This window comes from Corallococcus sp. bb12-1, assembly GCF_026626765.1.
GTDB lineage: Bacteria > Myxococcota > Myxococcia > Myxococcales > Myxococcaceae > Corallococcus > Corallococcus terminator.
Map to the genome: position 1 here is coordinate 181,850 of NZ_JAPNJZ010000028.1, position 16,153 is coordinate 198,002.

The window sequence follows — 16,153 nt, forward strand, 5'->3', positions numbered from 1 at the left end:
GGGGTGCTGCCCACGGTGGGTTTCCTGTTTCGCCGCGCCGGGCCAGCTCACAGTGTGTATTTGTAGGCAAAGGGGAAGCGCACGGGTCGGCCGTCGCCGCGCCCGTCAACGCCGGGGGACCCCATGTCCCGGCAGGGCCGACGCCACCCGGTGTGGCGTGGGTTCCCAGGAGCGAGGCATGGTCGGAGGACCCGCACGAGAGCTGGAGGCCGTCCTGGATGCGGCGGTGGAGCCGGTCATCGCCTGCGACGGGGACGAGCGCATCCTGCACATGAACACGGCGACGGAACGGCTGCTGGGCTGGAATCGCGAACAGCTCGTGGGCAAGCCGGTCTCCGAGCTCTTCCCTCCCCGCCTGCACCGCTTCCATGGCCTGAGCCTGCCGCGCTACCTGCTGTCGCGCCGCAAGGTGCTCGGGGGGCGACCGACCCGGGTCTTCTCGCGGCGCCGCGATGGCGTGGAGTTGATGGTGGAGCTGACGGTGGGGACCAGCGGCGAGGGCGAAAAGGAGCGCATCGTGCTCACCATGCGCCGGCTGCATGAGGTCATCGACACGCTGGAGGAGCCGGTGGAGCGCGTGCCCGGCGGCCCCGACATCCTCCCGCACCACGAGGAGACGGCGGACCGCCTCTACCGCATCCTCGTGGAGAACGCCCCCCTGGGCGTCTTCCACTTCGACCTCGCGCCCATCATCACCGCCTGCAACGAGCTGTTCGCGCGCCAGTTGGGAACGTCCAAGCGCAACATCGTGGGCCTGAACCTCCTCACGCTGCGCGACGAGCGGCTGATGGCATGCGTGCGCGAGTCGCTGGGTGGCCGCACCTGCGACTTCGAAGGGGACTACCGCTCGCTCACCAGCGGCAAGCTCATCCCCGTGCGAGTGCGCTTCGCCCCCTGCTACGGCGAGGACGGCGAGGTCGAGGGTGGCGTGGGCATGGTGGAGGACATCACCGCCCGCCGCCACGTGGAGGCCGAGCGCGAGGCGCACCTGGCCCAACTGGACCTGCTCTTTCGCAGCGCCCCCGTGGGCATCGGCTTCGTGGGCACGGACCTGAGATACGTGCGCGTCAACGAAACGCTCGCGCGCATCAACGGCGTCCCCGCCGAAGCCCATCCGGGCCACACCCCGCTGGAGCTGTTCGGCCCCCACGCGGGCCCTGCCGTCCAGGAGCTCCTGCAGCAGGTGCTGAAGACCGGAGAGCCCCTGGTGCGCAGAGAGTCCACCACCGACGGGGACCTGGGGCTCGAGGGTCCCCGGCGTTACATGAGTGGCAGCATCTACCCGGTGCACACGCCCGATGGCCGCGTGCTGGGCCTGGGCGTCCTCGTGGAGGACATCACCGAGACCAAGCGCGCGGAGGAGGAGCGCGCGCACCTGTACCGCGAGGCCCAGGAGGCCATCCGCGTGCGCGACGACTTCCTCTCCATCGCGAGCCACGAATTGAAGACGCCGCTGACGCCGCTGAGCCTGCGCCTGGCCACGCTGGAGCGCCGCCTGGAGCGCGGCGAGCACGTGGACCTCGGGGTGCTGCGCCACGCGCGCCATCAGCTCACGCGCCTCACCGGCCTCATCAACGACCTGCTGGATGCGTCGCGCATCGAGGCCGGCCGGCTGGCGCTGCACCCGGAGGAGACCCGCTTCGACGTGCTGGTGGAGCACACGCTGACCAGCCTGGAGGGGCAGCGTGGCAACCACGTCTTCGACTTCGAACCGCCCCCGGAGCCGGTGTCCGTCCAGGGCGACGCGTACCGACTGGAGCAGGTCGTCCTCAACCTGTTGGAGAACGCGCTCAAGTACAGCCCGGATGGCGGCACCATCCGCGTGCGCCTGTCGGTGAACGAGGACGTGACGGTGCTGTCCGTGAAGGACCCGGGCATCGGCATCCCGGAAGACCAGCAGCAGCAGCTCTTCGACCGCTACTTCCGCGCGCGCAACGCGTCCACGCGCTCCTACGGCGGCCTGGGCCTGGGCCTCTACATCAGCCGCGACATCGTGGAGCGCCACGGCGGCCGCATCTGGGTGGAGAGCGAGTCGGGCCAGGGCTCCACCTTCTACGTCGCGCTGCCAACACTCTCCGCCAGCCGGCTGTCCCTCCCGCGCGCCCAGGGTGATCGCCACCTGCACTGAACCCGGAGTGCGGGCCGCGCTGAAAGAACTTCAGCCCCGGGGGTGACGCAAGGGCCCCAGGCCCGATGCAAAGGGCTGGAATCCCACGCATCCATCCCCTGGCACGGCGGGTGCTCCAGGGGAGTGCACGGGAGGGAGCACCACAATGGAAAACATGACGATGCCGCAGAGCGAGACCCCTGTCAGCCGCGACAACGAGGGGTGGCTGGTCCGGGTGAAGGTCGCGGGGCGCATCCAGGAGGTGCGCTGCGCGACGGAGAACCAGGCGCGCTACTTCGCCGCGGTGCTGTCGTTCAACAACGCGGGCCGTCCCAACCGCCTGCGCAACTGAAGCGGTCATCATGAGGGGACGAAACGCGCGGGCCTCTTCGAAGCGAAGGCCCGCGCACGGCTCCCCGGACCGACGACGTCAGGCATTGCGACGGGCGATGTCGGTGGACAGCACGTTGGCGAAGGTCACCCAGCCCAGGTACGGGGCCATCAGGTACGGGGCCTTGCGGTCCACGCCGCTGGCGGCGGCGGTATAGGCCACGATGCTGCCCAAGAGGGCCCAGTTCTCCACCGCCGCGGCGCGCACGTCGCGCTTCCTGAAGAACAGGTGGGACCAGGCGGCGTTGAGTCCCAGTTGGACGAACCACAGGCCCAGCGCCTTCGAGCGCTTCGTCCCCGCCGGAGAGCCCCAGATGCGCCAGCCGGAGACGGCGATGAGCGCGTAGAGCGTCGTCCACACGGGACCGAAGAGGGCTCCGGGCGGCTGGAAGGGCGGCTTCTTCAGGCGCTTGTACCAACCCTGCGACACGGCCTCGCGCGTGGCTCGCGCGCCCAGATAGACGGCCCCGGCCGTGATGGCGCCGAACGCGCCCAGCGCCACCGCCGACTCGCGGTTGAGCGTGGGGTTGTGTTCGAGGCCCTCGGAGCCTCCCAACTCGCTGAGTTGCATGGCGTGTCCCTCCCTGCCCGTGAAGAAGTCGTGGGCGAAGCCACAAGCTGTGTCCTCCCGCCACCCGAGGCCATGCGTGCCTGCCTGCCCGTGGGACGGGGAGTGCCTTTCGTGAACATTCCCGGAGGGCATTGGGTCCTGGCCAACGCCGAGGACGTCCTGGGCTTCTGGTTTGAAGTTCTCACGGGTCTATCCCGATTCCCCCCGAGGGCCCCGGCGAGGCGGGATGCCGTGAAGCCCGGCCCCTTGGGGTAGCGTTCCGGCCGTGACCTCTTGGGGAGGGGCCGTGGTGGGTGAGCCGTGGAAGACCATCCAGCAGCGCTGGCGCGACCATGGGCGGGTGATGCTCAGGATCGCGCTGGTGGCCACGCTCGTCGCGTGGGCCTCCGAGTCCGCCGGCCTGCTGATGAACGCGGAGCACGGCGCCTATGGCAAGGCCCTGAGCATGTTCCTGGGGAACCAGGGGCTGTCCTCGCACGTGGTGGTGGTGGCCATCGACCAGCCCACCCTCGACGGCATCAGCCAGGATGAACAGCTGCGCACCAACTTCGGCAACTGGCCGTACACGCGCACGCTGTGGGCGCGCATCGCGCAGGAGTTGAAGGCCGCGGGCGCGAAGGCGGTCCTCTTCGACGCGGTGATGGACGAGCGCGCGTCGGACGAATCCGCCGACCTGGGGTTCGCGCAGGTGCTGCGCGAAACGAACCTCCCTTTCTACGTGGGCATGGTGACCAACGGCACCGCGACCCCGCTGCCCCGCGCGGACTTCCAGGCCCCCGTGCCGCGGACCACGCCTGAAGCCGCGCCTCCGGCGCAGGACGACACGTTCCCGGAGGACGCCCCCGAGGAGTTCGAGGACGGCCCCGCGACGGCCACGCCTGCGCTGACACGCCAGGACCTGGCGCGGGCGCTCGCGTTTCCAGTGATCCAGACGGACGGCCTGCCCCTGCCCGCGCTCCAGTACACGTCGAGCGACGGCACGCACAAGCCGCGCTACCCGGTGCCTCCCACGCCCGCCCTGGTGGGCTCGGTGCATGGCTTCGGGCTGGTGGACACGGAGGCGGACAACGACGGCATCATGCGCATCACGCGCTTCGCGTACTCGGATGGCATCAACACCTATGTGACGCTTCCGGTGCGCATGGTGGCGGACCTGCTGGGCGCGAAGGAGGTCACCCTCTCCGTCCACACGCTCCGCCTGGGCGAGCGGACGTGGCCCGTGAACCCGGATGGCAGCGCGGCGCTGGACTACGGCGGCCAGCTGTACCAGCGCTTTCGCCTCGTGAGCCTGCTGTCCGTGCTTCAGGACTGGATCCGCCGCAAGGAAGGCAAGCCCGTGGAGCTGGACGCGGACACCTTCCGGGGAAAGGTGGTCATCATTGGCGGCACCACCCCGGGCCTCAATGACATCAAGGCGACGCCCTTCTCCTCCACGGAGCCCGGGGTCGCGAAGCAGGCCGCCGTGGTGGAGACGCTCCTGTCCGGCCAGTTCATCACCCGCGCGCACTGGAGCGTGAACCTGGGCATCACCTTCCTGGCCGCGCTGCTGTCGGCGGTGCTGTTGATGACGGCGCGCTGGACACCGCTGGAGGTGGCGTGGCCCCTGGGCCTGGTCTTCGGGCTGTACCTCCTGACGGGCATGCTCCTGAAGACGTCGCACACGCATGTCTTCACCGCGATGCCATCCTTCGCGGGCATTGGCGCCAGCGTGGCGGCGCTCGCGTTCAACCACCTGGTGGCCAACCGCGAGACGAAGTTCATCCGACAGGCGTTCAGCCACTTCATGGAGCCGAAGCTGGTGGAGCAGATGATCCGCTCGCGCCAGCTCCCGCGCCTGGATGGGGAGAACAAGGAGATCACCGCCTTCTTCAGCGACATCCGCGGCTTCTCCACCTTCAGCGAGCACTTCAAGGAGGACCCGCGCCAGCTGGTGCGCATCCTCAACACGTACCTGACGACGGTGAGCGGGGCCCTGCTGCGCGAGGGCGGGTGTTTGGACAAATACATCGGCGACGCGGTGGTGTGCCTGTTCGGCGCGCCCATGGACCAGCAGGACCACGCCATCCGAGCATGCCGGGGCGCGCTGGCGGCGAAGGCGGCGGTGGAGACCCTGCGCGTGGACTTCCGCCAGAAGGGCTTCCCGGACGTGTACACGCGCATCGGCGTGAACAGCGCGGTGAACTTCGTGGGCAACTTCGGCAGCGATCAGCTCTTCAGCTACACGGCCATCGGCGACGGGATGAACCTGGCCGCGCGGCTGGAGGGCGCGAACAAGGCCTACGGGTCGGTCATCATGATTGGCCCGCGCACGTACGAACTGGCGAAGGACCACATCGAGGTGCGCGAGCTGGACCGCGTGCGGGTGGCGGGCAAGACGGAGGCCGTCACGGTGTATGAGCTGCTCGCGCTCAAGGGCCAGCTGGCGCCGGAGCAGCGGCGCACGGTGACGCACTACCATGAGGCCCTGGCGCTGTTCCGGCAGGCGCGCTTCGCGGACGCGGCGGCGGTGCTGGAGGCGGAGGCAGCGAGGGCGCCAGAGGATGGGCCCACGGGGAAGCTGCTGGAGCGCTGCCGGGAGTACCTGGAGACACCGCCGGAGAAATTCGACGGCGTGGCGAATCTTGAGAAGTGACGGCGTAGGACGTTGGGGAGCACGACCATGAAGCGACTGAGGATGGGCGTCCTGCTGCTGGCGCTGGGGGTGCCAGCAGCGGCGGCGTGGGCGGCGAAGACCGGTGAGAAGCTCTACGTGAAGGCGCGCAACACGCGCGTCCTCGCAAGCCCGGAGGCCACGGCGAACGTGGTGGTGGTGCTCCAGCCAGGTCAGCAGGTGACGTGGAAGGGCGCGGACCCCAAGAACAAGCAATGGCATCTCGTCACCGAGCCCAAGGGCAAGCCCGGGTACGTGTTCCAGACGAACCTGTCCACGAAGCCGCCCAACATGGAGCTGGTGGCCAAGGACGGGCAGACGCGCGCCGTCGACCCGGCGGCCTTCGTATCCAGCGGCGCGGCGGTGAAGGCGCTGAGTCCCGGGGCGGAGAAGTATGGCCGGAACCAGGGGGGCGACTACGCGAAGGCGGTGGAGCAGATCAAGGCCATGGAGAAGCTGTCCACGGGCGTCACGCCCAAGGTGATCGCCGAACATGTGAAGCAGGCAGGGCTGTTCCCGGTGGTGGGACCGGACACGAAGACCGGGGCGCAGGCCAACGCGAAGGGCGTCACGCCGGCGCGGAAGGAGACGAAGTGATGCGCGCCTGGTTCAAGATGCTGGTGGTGACGGGGTTGGGACTGGGGCTGACGTCCTGCGTCCGGGTCAGGAGCGCGGCGAAGACCCTCGTGCCAGCGAGCCCGAACAATGTCGCGAGCCGGACCGTCCAGGGCATTGACGAGGTAGGTCAGTGCTCCAAGCTGGGCGCGGAGCCCGCGGTGAAGGAGGAGTACGCGCTGGGCAGCGCGCTGAGCATCCACTTCGTGCAGGGCGGCGGTGGGCTGTTGCTGCGGAACAAGACGGACGAGCAGGTGCACCTGTATCTCAACACGGTGGGCCGCAACCTCGCGTCCCAGTCGCTGCGTCCGACCCTCTCGTGGACCTTCGGCGTGTTGAACGACCCGGAATCACTCAATGCCGTGTCCGCGCCCGGAGGCTACGTGCTGGTGTCGCGCAAGCTGCTCGAGCAGGTGGACAACGAAGGGCAGCTCGCGGGCGTGCTCGCGCATGAGATTGCCCATGTGGTGCTCAAGCACTCGCTGCACCAATACGCCAAGGTCAAGGTCGGGCTCTGCAAGAGCGCCGCGGTGAGCGGGATCGTCTCCTCCCGGCTCAAGCAGTCCTTCGAGGCCGCGAGCATGTCCGATGGCTCCCTGGACCTGGATGCGGACACGGGGCTCATGGAGTACCTCGTCAAGGCGAGCTTGAAGATCATCATGGCGGGCAACAACCAGAACCAGGAGTTCGAAGCGGACGAGATGGCCGTCCAGCTCATGCTCTCCGCAGGCTACGATCCGGAGCAGTACATCGTGCTGCTCGGCAAGACAGGCAAGAGCGGCGGCGGGATTTCGAAACACCCCAAGAGCAAGGCCCGTCAGGACCGCATCGAGAAGTACCTGAAGGCCCTGTCGGAGGCCCAGCCCCCGGGGAGCTTCGTGGAGCTGGAGCCGCCCGCGGATCCGAAGAGCCCCGAGCTGCCCGCCAGCTTCGCCACGTTGAAGACCCCGGACGCGAAGTCCACGGGCGTGGCGAAGGACGCGAAGTAGGCGCGGGGGCGAAAGCTCAGCGCATCGTCGCCTGGCTCAGGGCGCGGTGCACGGACTCCAGGGCCTTGCGCGCCTCCAGCAGTTCCGCGCGCTCGGCGGTGAGGGACGCGACCTGCTGGGCCAGCACATCGCGCTCGCCCTGGAGCGTCTCCACCGCGCGGCGCAGGGACGCGGACTCGTCCTTGGCGCTCTCCAGCTCCACGGCGAGCCGCTCCTCTTCCGCGAGGCTGTCGGCCAGGGCCTGCTTGCCGCGCGCCACCACCTGCGCCAGCGAGTCGTGTTCCTTCGACGCGGCCTGGAGGGCCTGACGGGACTCCTGGAGTGACAGCAGCGCTTCGTCGCGCTCGCCTTCCAGGGCGGCCAGCTCACGCTCCAGGTCGGCGAGCAGCTTCACGCGGCCTTCCATCTCCGCGGTGAGGCGGCGCGCCTCGTCCATGCGCAGCCGGGCTTCCTCGGTGGCCTTCTCCGCCTGACGGCGCGCCACCTCCAGGTCCTGGGTGAGCGTGAGGTTGAGCGCCTTGACCTTGGTGAGGTCCGACTGGAGGTGCGTGATGCGCTCCACGGCGCGCTGGCCGGCTTCCGCGACGGTGGCGGGCAGCGGCTCCGGACGCGGGTTCTCGCGCACGGCCTTGAGGCGGGCCTTGAGGCGCTCGCGGCGGGACTCGGAGTCCATGGCCTCGTGCGGAGGGGCGGGCGTCTGCACTTCGACCTGGGCGGGCGGGGCCTCCTGTCGGGCCACCGGCTCGGCGGTGGTGACGGTGGAGACCTGGACGGCAGCGTACGTCGTCATGGGCTCGGCCTCGGGCATGCGGAGGGCCTGAACGCCCATCCGTCCATCGAACTGTACCGCTGGCGGGGGCCCGGCGAAGGTGACCGGCTCGGCCCGGGGGGCTTCCGCCCGCGCCATCGCCGGGGGCGGCGAGGCGAAGGTGACCGGCGGGGCCTGCGTCGGCGCCGCGGGCTCGGAGCGCGCGTGCGTCGGCTCGGCGGCCACCGGCTCCACTGCGAAGGACTCATTCAGCTGCGCGACGTGCGCCGCGGAGACGCTCCACGCGGACGCCGCGACCGCTTCGGCGACCTCGCGGTGTGAGACCGGGGACACGGCCTCCGCGTCCCAGGCGGACTCCTCCGCGGGCTGGGTCGCCGCCACGTTCCAGGCGGGCGCGGCCTCCGGGGACTCGTGCTCCAGCCACGGCTCGGGCGGCGCTTCTTCCTCTTCCTGCCGCGCCTCCGGGGACACCAGCGCGGACAGCGCGTGGGACACTGGCGAGAACGTGGGCGCCGTCACCGCCGGCAGGCCCTGGGCTGCTTGCGCGCGAGCGGAGGGCGCGTTCAGCGCGGCCTCGATGGCCTCGGCGGCGGTGGGACGCGGGGCCCGGCCGCGCTCGATGCGGGCACGCACCTCCGCGGACAGGTCCGGCGACTCCGCGACGGGCGGCGGGGCGTCCGGGGTGGACTCGGCGGCGGGCGCCGTGGGTTCGGCCGGGTCGAGGGCGCCGGTGAACGCCCCCAGGCGGAGGCGCGGCTTCGCGCGGGACACGTTCTGTTCGAAGGCTTTCTTCATGGCGGAATCTCAGCCGGCTTTCGTGGCGCCGCCGCTCTTGGGCGGAGCGTGCGCGGCCACCAGGCGGGGCAGCACGTTGTCGAGCATGGCCTGGATGTCGGTGGCCCCCTTGGACGTCGGATCCGCCACGAACACCGGGCGGCCCTCGCTGGAGGCCTGCGCGAACTTGGTGCACTGCCGGATGATGGTGGGCAGCAGGTACTCCGGGTAGTGCGTCTGGAGGGCTTCCAGCGCCTCCTTCGCCAGCTTGAAGGTGGCGTTGAAGGAGTTCACCACGATGAACACGTGGTCCAGCACGTGGTTCAGGTCCTCCTCCAGGCTCTGCACCGTTTCAAAGAGCAGCTTCAGGCCGTGGAAGGAGAGGAAGTCCGCGAGCACCGGCACGAACAAATCGTTCGCGGCCATCAACGCGTTGAGGTTCAGGAGGCCGAAGGACGGCGGCGCGTCGAAGACGATGAAGTCGTACTGCGCCTCCACGTCCTTGAGCGCGTTGCGCAGCTTGAACTCGCGGCCGGCCATGGGCATCAGCGCCAGGTCCATCGTGGACATGCTCAGGTTGGACGGGATGAAGTCCAGGTTGGGCAGCATGGACTTCTGCACCACCTGGATGAGCGGCGTCTTGCGCACCAGCACGTCCAGGAGCGTCTTCTCGAAGTCCTCGCCCTCGTAGCCCAGGCACTTGGTGGCGTGGCCCTGGCTGTCCAGGTCGATGAGGAGCACCGCGTAGCCCAGCTCCGCCAGGCGCCACGCGTAGGAGGTGGACAGCGACGTCTTGCCGGTGCCGCCCTTGAAGTTGAGGAAGAGCTGGCGGCGGTGGCCCGCGCTGGGCGGGAAGCGGTTGAGCGTCGTGCGCAGCTCCCACACGTCGTCGGGGCCGTAGCTGTCCTTGCGCAGCTCCGCGGGGATGCCCTTCGGAGTCACGCCGAGCATCTCGGCCACCTGCTTCGAGCTGTACGTCGGCGCTTCCATGAACGACCCTTCGGATGACGTGTGAGGCCCGGCCGATGCACCTTGCCTCAAGCGGCGAAGTATTTGTGCCCCCTTCGCACGATGGCCCCTCGGGCCACCAGCAGGGCAACAGCCTCCTGTGCCAGCTCCATGGGAGCGGACAGCCCGGTCGTCAGCTCAGGGAGCGAGCGTCCCCGGACGGCGACCCGCACCTCCTGCAACATCGCCCCACACAGCGCTTCCACGGGAGAAGGACCCCGACGCGGGGGAACCGGCGGCGTGACGGGAGGCGCCGGAATGCGGGTGGGCGGAGGCGCGCCCATGGCCACCAGCGCGGCCTGCACGGGCGTCCGGCGCACGGCGGGTGCAGCGGGAGGAGGCGGCACGGAGGCGACCGGGCGGGACGGGGGCGTACCCGGGGAGAAGGATACGGCCCCGCCGTTCGCCGCCATCGCGGGCACGGCCCCGTGCATCACGGACGGTGCGGCGCGGGACACGCCCACGGTGGCGACCGCGAGCACGGGGGCGGCGGCCATCGGGGCCACCGTCCACCGTGAATCGTTCGAGGCCCGGGCTGTCGGCGAGGCATTCACGGCAGCCTGCGATGAAGCGTTCGCCACCGCCTGGCGTGCGACGCTCACCGCGGCCTGCGCGGCATCCACGTTCGCCTGCTGCGTCGCATTCGCCGCCTGCGCGATCTGCAAGGCCTGCTGCGCGGCATCCAGCACCGCCTGCTGCGATGCGTGCGCCTGCAGTGCGACGTTCACCGCCTGAGGCGGGACGTGAACCGCTTGCGGCGCGACAGCACCCACGGACTGAGCGGCACCCACGGCCCGAGGGGCACCCGCCGACTGCGCGCCACTCGCGACCACGGGCGCCAGACTCACGGGCACCACGGCCTTCACTTCCAGCGTCGCGCGCACGGGCTTCACGGGCAGCGTCGCCAGCCGGCGGATCTCCCGGCGCCGGTGCGCATCATCCAGCGTGACCACCGCCGACACGTCATGCCCGAGGATGCGCGACAGGCTCTGCGCCGCCGCCTTGCGCACGCGCGCCTCGCCATCATCCAGCGCCTCCAGCAGCAGCACCCGCGCGTTCTCACCCCGACCCGCGCCCAGCGCCAGCGCCGCCAGCGCGCGGACCTCCGAGTCCGTATCGTGGATGGCGTCCTCGCCCAGCCGCCGCGCCGTCTCCCCTTCCAGCCCCAGCGCCAGCAGCGACGCGCGCCTGCGCACCGACCGGTCCGAGTCCTTCATCGCCTGCGCCAGATGCGGCGCCGCATCCCGGGGCGCCAGCACCAGCAGCGCCTTGAGCGCCGCGATGCGCACCTCCGGCACCGGCGAGGACAACAGCGGCGACACCACCGAAGCGCCCTCTTCCCGGCACAGCCCCGCGAACGCCTGGAGCAGCGCCACCTGCGCCATCGCGTCCGTCTCCGCGTGCAACGCCGCCGCCAACGCGGGCGCCGCCGCCGGGTGCGCCAGCGCCTTCAGCCGCTCCGCCGCGCGAACCCGCGCCGCCGCGTCCGCCGCCGACAACTCCCGCACCGAGAACCCGAACAGCGTCTCGTCCGTGGGGCTGCCCGCGTGGCCCGACAACTCCGCCATCTGCTCCGGACTCACCCGCAGCCGGCCCTCGTTCTGCAGCCGCTGCGCCTCGCGCGCCACCGGCGACAGTCCCGAGTCCCCCGCAACGAAGGCCGCGGAGGCCCGCTGCGGAATCGGCGGCGCGGGACGGTCCGTCCACGGGACGATCGGCCCGGACGCCTTGAGCGGCACCGCGGGCCCGCGCAGGGGCGTGCGCACCGGGGGCACCGTGTCGTTGCGGAGGATCACCTCGCTGCGAAGCTGCGAGATGAACGACGCCAGGTCGAACCCCAGCTCGTCGTCATCGTCCAGGGAGGCGCTGCGCGACTGTCCGGACGAATGGATCCGGCTGGCATCCAGCAGCTTCTCCATCAGCTGGTTGCGCTCCAGGCGAAGCGCATGGTTGAGCCGCGTCAGCTCCTCGCGCTCGCCCAGGGCACGGCCGCTGCGAACCTCCAGCTCCGCCAGTTCCCGACGCAGGTCCAGCTCACGCTGGTGCGCTTCCGACAGGTCTTCCTTGAGGTGCGACAGTTCGTCGCGCGCGTTCGCCAGCTCCCCATGCAACTGCTGCGCACGGGCCTCGAAGTAGACGATCTTTTCGAGTGCGCTCTTGAGCAGCGCGTCCGGACGCTCGTCACTCACGGTTGAGTCTGGCCTCCCCGCAAAAACGCTCGGCGGCGCTCCCCGGTTCGCGTCACCGAAGGGAACCCCCGGCTTTCCCGACCTCGGCCGGGGGGCGCACCTTACGTCAGCCCTACGTGCTACGTAAACCACGGAAACACCAGGGGTTTTCCCCTCTGGAGACACGCTGCGATTGACAACGCCGCCCAGGCCGATTTTTCGGCCTCGCGCCCGCGCGCACGCGTGCTCCAATGCGCCCATGGCCCCTTCGCGCATCGACACCGCCGTGACCCGGATGTTGGGCATCCGCTATCCCATCATCGCCGCCCCCATGTTCCTGGTGTCCAACGCGGCGCTGCTGGAGGCCGCCGGCCGCGCGGGCGCCATCGGCGCGGTGCCGTCGCTCAACTACCGGACCGCGCAGGCGTACCGGGACTTCCTCGCCACGTTCCCGAAGGACGTGCCCTTCGGCGTGAACCTCATCCTCAAGTGGGCCGAGCGGCTGGAGGAGGACATGGCCGCGACGGTGGAGCGCAAGGTGCCGCTCGTCATCACCAGCCTGGGCGACCCCACGCCCGTGGTGGAGCGCGTGCACGCGTACGGCGGCAAGGTGTGGAGCGACGTGATTTCGCTGCGCCACGCGGAGAAGGCCGCGAAGGCGGGCGTGGACGCGCTCGTCGCGGTGGGCTCCGGCGCGGGCGGCCACGCGGGCCACCTGAGCCCGCTGGTGCTGGGCCCGTGGCTCAAGCAGGAGCTGGGCATCCCGGTGGTGCTCGCGGGCGCGCTCTCCACGGGGCGTCATCTGGCCGCCACGCTCGCCATGGGGCTGGACGGCGCGTACCTGGGCACGCGCTTCCTCGCGACGGAGGAGGCCGGCGCCGCGCCCGACTACAAGCAGGCGCTGGTGGACGCGAGCCCGGAGGACCTCGAGTACACGAAGGAGGTGACGGGCGTGCACGGCAACTTCCTCAAGAACGCGTTGGAGCGCTTCCGCGCGGGCCAGGGCAAGGCGTGGAAGGACACCTGGAGCGCGGGCCACGGCGTGGCCTTCGTCAAGGACGTGCTGCCCGCGGCCGCCGTCGTGGAGCGCATGGTGCGCGAGTACGCCGAAGCGCGCGCCGCGCTGCCGTCCGTGGACGACGCAGGCTGAAGCGTTCGCCGCCGCAACGTCCGCGGTGAAGGACCCGCTCCGGCGCTGGATTGCCGGAGCGCGCGGTCTCCCCGGACCCTTCAAAACGTCCAGAACCACGCGGAACAACCCCGCGGGTCGTGCGACCCCGCACGGCCTTCCCGTGACGTCGTGGGAGGGAAGCGCGCGCCCGCGCCTACCACCCCGGTTCGACGCTCGCATCGCACAAGAAAACAGTACCCGGGAAGCCTTGCGAAACGAGCGCGCCGGAACGGCGGAAACCGCGAGTTGTCGCGGGTTTGCGGCGTTCGTCCGCACGTCCGGAGATGTCAGACCCCACTCGTAATCTGTGTCTCACGAGGTCACGCAAGGCAGCGACTTCTCCCCGGCACCTCTCCGTCTCAAAAGCGGGGGGAGAAGCTCCTCTTTCGACAGGTTTTCGACGCCATGGAACAACGACTGGCCACCCTCATTGGAAACGCAGTCCGCGCGTCCCGGCAGCGGCTGGAACTGACGCAGGCCGATGTGGCCGAGCGCGTCGGCATCGCCACCGAGGTCTACGGACGGCTGGAGCGCGGCCACATGCTGCCCAGCGTCCGGACGTTGCGGAAGCTGTGCCTGGTGCTCAGCTGCTCCTCGGATGTGCTGCTCGGGTTGAGCGCGACGGCGACGGTGGCCGAGGACGGCGCGCCGCAGCTCGCGGAGGATCCGCCGGAGTACCGCGAGCGTCCGGAAGTGCGCCGCCTCATGCGCACCGTGCGCAAGCTGGACTCCCCGCGCCTGCGCCTGTTGGGTCAGGTCGCGCACGCGCTAGAGAGATGAGCCGGAGGACGTCCGCGCGCTACTCGGCCACGGGCTCCGTGCCCTCGGCGACGGGCCCTTCCCGGCGCGGCGGCTGGGAGGCAGCGCCCGCCGCGGGCAGTCGGAGGATGAAGCGCGCACCGCCCTGCGCGCGGTTCTCCGCCTCCAGCGTTCCGCCGGCGCGCGCCACGTATTCGCGGCACAGCGCCAGTCCCAGGCCGGTGCCTTGTCCGGGCGGCTTGGTGGTGAAGAAGGGCTCGAAGAGGCGCGGCAGCACGGCGTCGGCGATGCCCGGACCGTTGTCCTCCACCTCCACGCGCACGTGACCGTCCTCCATGCGCGCGCGCAGCACCACGTGCGCGGGCCGGCTGGGGCGGACGGACTCCAGCGCGTCGGCGGCGTTGATGAGCAGGTTCACCAGCACCTGCACCAGGTGACGGGGCGTGACGCGCGCGGGGACGAGGTCGGGCGTCACGTCGCGCTCCACCAAGCCCAGGCTGCGCAGGCGCACCGACGCCAGCCGCTGGGCTTCGGCGAGCGTCGCCGCGACGTCGCAGGACTCCATGCCGCCGGGCTCATCGCGTGAGAACATGCGCAGGTCGGTGACGATCTGCTGGATGCGCATCACGCCCTGCTGCGTCTCCTCCAGCACGCGCCGCACGTCCTCCAGGTCCGCGGGGACGCCCTCCGCCCACTCCTCTTCCAGGTAGCGCAGGTTCGACTTCACGTAGGCGAGCGGGTTGTTCACCTCGTGGGCCACGCCCGCGGCGAGCTGCCCCACCACCACCAGCCGCTCCACCTCCGCGCGTTGGCGCTCCACGCGCACGCGGCGCAGCTCGCTGTCCGCCAGTTGGCGCAGGGCCTCCACGCGCTCCAGGTGCGCGGACCGCTCCGCGGCCTGGAGCCGGCGGAAGGTCTCCGCGCCGTACGCGGACACCAGGAACGTGAAGCCCAGGCTGATGGACTGGCCGAGGAGCGCCGACCATGGGGCGTGGGACTGCCACGTCGTCATCAGCACCACCGCGACCAACGTGCCCACGATGGCGGACCACACCGGCAGCCGCTGGCCCGGCGTGAAGACGGCGACCAGCAGCGGCACCGTGTAGAAGGAAGGATACAGCGGGCTCGACAGGCCGCCGGTGAAGTGGACGCTCAGCGTGAGCGCCACCAGGCTCACCAGGCCCGCCGCGACGCCGCTCGCCTGGCCGCGGATCCACCCGGCGCCCACGAGCGCACCCAGCACGACGAACGCCGCGGACCACATCAGGTGGACCAGGAAGAACGCCGGATGCGGCGCGCCCAACACCAGCGGGTGCGCCAGGGAGCCCAGCGTGAAGAACAGCGCGCACCACCAGTAGGTGCGCCGCCTCACCTGAAGCTGGCGTCCACGGTCGTCGTTCCCCGCGTCGCCGTTCGCCTTGGAACCGAAGAGCGCCACCCGGGCCTAGTCCCCCCAGGCGCGTTGCGCGCGGGGACATGCGTGATGGCGCTTCGCGGACGGCTTCATGCGGTGCTCTCCCATCAACGACGCAAGCGCCGAGACTGCCCCAGTCTCACTGCATCCCGGCCTTGCTTCCCACCCTGTTTCTTCGCCTGTCCCACGCCGGAGGGCAAGATGGGGTCTGGACACACCGTGCGAAGCCGGCACCCTCGACACTCCGCGCCATTCCACACCGCGTCAAAAAGGGCCGTCGTCCGGTCGATGACGTCGAAGTCCTCCGTGACGAAGCCCATCTCGAAGTTGCGGACGTCGTCCCCCTTGGCGCCCAGCCCCGCGCCGGTGAGGTTCGCGCTGCCCAGGTAGACCCAGGCCCCGTCCACCACCACCGCCTTGAAGTGCACGCGTGGGCAGACCTTCAACTCCAGCCCCCCCTTCACCAGTCGCGCCCGGGCGTCGAACGCGGCCCGGAACGGCCGGCTGGGCAATTCCGCGTGCAGGAGCCTGAGCGCGACGCCCTTGGCCGCCAGTCCGTCCAGCACCTCCAGGAGCGGCACGAACTTCCCCGCCTTCCCCTCCACGTACATGGCTTTCACGTTGGCGGTGGCGATCCACACCGACTCCCGCGCGTGGGCCAGCTTGCGCAGCACCACTTCCCGGTACAGCGCGCTGCCCGCCAGCAACTCCGCGTCGATGGGCCTCATGATGTCGCCCAGCGTCGCACACCCAACCACACAGCGCCAT

Annotated in this window: 13 protein-coding genes; 7 read left to right on the top strand and 6 right to left on the bottom strand. The window is 70.4% G+C overall.

What is annotated here, in order from left to right; all coding sequences use genetic code 11:
- Positions 1-178: 178 nt before the first annotated feature.
- Positions 179-2,128: a PAS domain-containing sensor histidine kinase gene (locus OV208_RS34645; protein ID WP_267578210.1), complete on the top strand. Its 1,950-nt coding sequence runs from the start codon at positions 179-181 to the stop codon at positions 2,126-2,128.
- A 145-nt stretch (positions 2,129-2,273) separates the two neighbouring features.
- Positions 2,274-2,459 carry a hypothetical protein gene (locus OV208_RS34650; protein ID WP_120534035.1) on the top strand — a complete coding sequence of 62 codons (186 nt, stop codon included), beginning with the start codon at positions 2,274-2,276 and terminating at the stop codon, positions 2,457-2,459.
- Between the two features lie 78 nt (positions 2,460-2,537).
- Here OV208_RS34650 and OV208_RS34655 read toward each other — a convergent pair whose 3' ends face one another.
- Positions 2,538-3,068 carry a TspO/MBR family protein gene (locus OV208_RS34655; RefSeq protein ID WP_267578211.1) on the bottom strand — a complete coding sequence of 177 codons (531 nt, stop codon included), beginning with the start codon at positions 3,066-3,068 and terminating at the stop codon, positions 2,538-2,540.
- Positions 3,069-3,354: 286 nt separating this feature from the next.
- On the opposite strand from OV208_RS34655, the gene OV208_RS34660 reads away from it, so the two are divergent.
- From OV208_RS34660 to OV208_RS34670, 3 genes are read left to right on the top strand one after another with little or no spacing between them, the layout of a single operon-like run.
- Positions 3,355-5,700, top strand: a complete 2,346-nt coding sequence (locus tag OV208_RS34660; protein WP_267578212.1) for an adenylate/guanylate cyclase domain-containing protein — start codon at positions 3,355-3,357, stop codon at positions 5,698-5,700.
- A gap of 27 nt (positions 5,701-5,727) precedes the next feature.
- The gene (locus OV208_RS34665) at positions 5,728-6,315 is read left to right on the top strand and encodes an SH3 domain-containing protein (protein ID WP_267578213.1); all 588 of its coding nucleotides are present in this window, start codon (positions 5,728-5,730) and stop codon (positions 6,313-6,315) included.
- Positions 6,315-7,322 (top strand): M48 family metallopeptidase, encoded by a 1,008-nt coding sequence (locus OV208_RS34670; protein WP_267578214.1) that lies wholly within the window; start codon positions 6,315-6,317, stop codon positions 7,320-7,322. Before OV208_RS34665 ends, OV208_RS34670 begins: the two co-directional genes overlap by 1 nt.
- Before the next feature lie 16 nt (positions 7,323-7,338).
- On the opposite strand, the gene OV208_RS34675 is transcribed toward OV208_RS34670, so the two are convergent.
- From OV208_RS34675 to OV208_RS34685, 3 genes are read right to left on the bottom strand one after another with little or no spacing between them, the layout of a single operon-like run.
- On the bottom strand, positions 7,339-8,886 hold the full coding sequence (locus OV208_RS34675; protein ID WP_267578215.1) for an extensin-like protein: 1,548 nt from the start codon (positions 8,884-8,886) through the stop codon (positions 7,339-7,341).
- 9 nt (positions 8,887-8,895) lie between these two features.
- Positions 8,896-9,855 (bottom strand): ParA family protein, encoded by a 960-nt coding sequence (locus tag OV208_RS34680; RefSeq protein WP_267578216.1) that lies wholly within the window; start codon positions 9,853-9,855, stop codon positions 8,896-8,898.
- Positions 9,856-9,902: 47 nt separating this feature from the next.
- Positions 9,903-12,062 carry a HEAT repeat domain-containing protein gene (locus tag OV208_RS34685; protein WP_267578217.1) on the bottom strand — a complete coding sequence of 720 codons (2,160 nt, stop codon included), beginning with the start codon at positions 12,060-12,062 and terminating at the stop codon, positions 9,903-9,905.
- A 238-nt stretch (positions 12,063-12,300) separates the two neighbouring features.
- Between OV208_RS34685 and OV208_RS34690 the strand changes: the two genes are divergently transcribed.
- On the top strand, positions 12,301-13,191 hold the full coding sequence (locus OV208_RS34690; RefSeq protein ID WP_267578218.1) for an NAD(P)H-dependent flavin oxidoreductase: 891 nt from the start codon (positions 12,301-12,303) through the stop codon (positions 13,189-13,191).
- Between the two features lie 426 nt (positions 13,192-13,617).
- On the top strand, positions 13,618-13,992 hold the full coding sequence (locus tag OV208_RS34695) for a helix-turn-helix transcriptional regulator (protein WP_120537402.1): 375 nt from the start codon (positions 13,618-13,620) through the stop codon (positions 13,990-13,992).
- 19 nt (positions 13,993-14,011) lie between these two features.
- Here OV208_RS34695 and OV208_RS34700 read toward each other — a convergent pair whose 3' ends face one another.
- Together OV208_RS34700 and OV208_RS34705 are read right to left on the bottom strand one after the other, a co-directional pair.
- A complete protein-coding gene (locus OV208_RS34700) occupies positions 14,012-15,409 on the bottom strand; it encodes a sensor histidine kinase (RefSeq protein WP_267578219.1) in 1,398 nt (465 codons plus the stop codon).
- An 83-nt stretch (positions 15,410-15,492) separates the two neighbouring features.
- Positions 15,493-16,113 carry a phospholipase D-like domain-containing protein gene (locus OV208_RS34705; RefSeq protein ID WP_267578220.1) on the bottom strand — a complete coding sequence of 207 codons (621 nt, stop codon included), beginning with the start codon at positions 16,111-16,113 and terminating at the stop codon, positions 15,493-15,495.
- Positions 16,114-16,153: the final 40 nt, after the last annotated feature.